This is a genomic window from Corallococcus sp. AB038B, assembly GCF_003668955.1.
GTDB lineage: Bacteria > Myxococcota > Myxococcia > Myxococcales > Myxococcaceae > Corallococcus > Corallococcus exiguus.
In genome coordinates this window covers 1-446 of record NZ_RAWO01000107.1, presented here as the reverse complement: position 1 = coordinate 446, position 446 = coordinate 1, and the positions used below count along the sequence as shown (strand labels likewise).

General features: G+C 70.9%; 1 pseudogene. It reads left to right on the top strand.

The features are described 5' to 3' along the window. Window positions 1–446 (top strand): annotated as a pseudogene (locus D7Y04_RS42690) (hypothetical protein); the annotation flags it as partial.

The window sequence follows — 446 nt, the reverse complement described above, 5'->3', positions numbered from 1 at the left end:
AGCTCTCCTTTTCGCCTGCGCTTCGGCCAACGCTTCACGGAGGAACTCGAGTCCGCGCTCACCGGTCCCCTGGAGCTGTCCGCGGCCTACGGCGAGCGCGTGCAGCAGGGCTTCCGCGAGCAGGTCCGCGACGCGCTCGGCACCGACGAACGGCCGGTGGACCTCCTGGAGTACGCGGTCCGGCTGCGTCCCGACCAGGTCACGGGCAGCCGCTTCTCTCCCGTGCCTCCGGTGTTGCTGGACGAGGATTCCTCACGGGCGCGCTCGCTGCCGGTGGACTTCCTGGGCACGTCCACGCCGGGCGGCCGGTATGCGCTGCCGGATGTCTGCCTCGCGTCGAAGGGGGAGGGCGCTGGGTTCGAGGTGATGCTCGCGCGCGTGCACCACCACCTGATGCTGCGAAGCTGGCTGAGCGCCTTCTTCCCGTCGCGGGAGCGGTACTCGGC